General features: G+C 48.1%; 1 protein-coding gene. It reads left to right on the forward strand.

Annotation, left to right across the window (positions count from 1 at the left end):
- On the forward strand, nucleotides 1-653 hold a 653-nt coding region (locus ACOCD2_RS22525; RefSeq protein WP_293650344.1), incomplete at its 5' end, for an ATP-binding protein.
- Nucleotides 654-891: the final 238 nt, after the last annotated feature.

Here is an 891-nt window from a genome sequence, read left to right on the forward strand (position 1 = left end):
GTGGATTGGTCCAGTATGTGATGGGTCGGTTGCCACAAAACGAAGTCATCGAAGATGCAATCCGCAAAGAAGTAAAGCTGGTTCCCGAGGTGGTGATTCGAGAATTGTTGGCCAATGCGCTCATTCATCAGGATTTCGAGCTGACCGGTACCTCCCCCATGGTCGAGGTTTATGCTGATCGCGTAGAAATTTCCAATCCTGGTGAACCCATTGTTCCCGTTGACCGTTTTATCGATGGTTACCAGTCTCGAAACGAGCGACTGGCTGATTTGATGCGTCGTTTTGGTATTTGTGAGGAAAAAAGTAGTGGCATCGACCGAGTGATCGAGGCAGCAGAATTCCTTCAGTTGCCTGCTCCTGATTTTCTCGTCGAACATCAGCGAACGGTGGCGGTGATTTATGGCGCCAAGGATTTCAAGTTGATGGATCGTAGTGACCGGGTGCGGGCTTGTTATCAGCATTGCGTGTTGCAGTGGGTGTTGAGAAGAAAGATGACCAACCAAACCCTGCGAGAACGTTTTGGCCTTTCAGAGCGCAGTGGAAGCAGGATTTCACAGATTATCTCGATTGCCGTGGAACAGGGGATCATTAAAAATGATCCTGGCGCGCCAGATTCCCGAAAATATGCCAGATACATTCCCGCTTGGGCATGATCTTATTTCATCGCTACTGCATTTTATGGCAAGAGCGGTCGGTATCTAGTTGAATATTCAGTAATTCTTTATTTCATCGCAACCGGAAGAAGCCAGTTAACTTGCAATGACTCCTCGACGTTTTGAGTGGAATTTCCGCAGAAATCTGTGCCAGATTAGCGCCAAATACTGGCATGAGGAAAAAACGTGGACGGCAACGAGATACTACTACTGGGATTGGGCATTCATTCTCCCTGCC

Source organism: Thiolapillus sp., assembly GCF_048562965.1.
In the GTDB taxonomy this organism is placed as follows: Bacteria; Pseudomonadota; Gammaproteobacteria; order Chromatiales; family Chromatiaceae; genus Thiolapillus; species Thiolapillus brandeum_A.